The following is a 240-nucleotide window of genomic DNA, read 5'->3' as shown; positions in this document are numbered from 1 at the left end:
ACGAACACGCCGTGTCCACCGTCAACGCCGGCCCCCGCACCCCCAGCACATACGCGATCCGCCCCGACGCCACACTGGACTCGTTGCCGGCCAGCAGCATGCCCTCCAGGTCCTCGGGGGCGGTCCGCAGGCGGGCGGCGTAGTCGTCGTACATCGCGCCGATGAAGACGCCGGTGTCGCTCTCCCTCAGCGACAGCGGGTCGATGCCCGCCCGCTCCAGCGCCTCCCACGCCACCTGCA

General features: G+C 72.1%; 1 protein-coding gene. It reads right to left on the bottom strand.

Annotated elements, in window-relative coordinates; translation table 11 throughout:
• Positions 1-240 (bottom strand): beta-ketoacyl synthase N-terminal-like domain-containing protein (locus ACLQ2R_RS39715; protein ID WP_425966570.1); only part of this gene is annotated, 240 nt, incomplete at both ends.

The sequence above is a fragment of the Streptosporangium sp. DT93 genome (genome assembly GCF_049844535.1).
Lineage (GTDB): Bacteria > Actinomycetota > Actinomycetes > Streptosporangiales > Streptosporangiaceae > Streptosporangium.
Note: the sequence above shows the minus strand (reverse complement) of the source record. Positions and strands in the feature narration are given on the sequence as shown.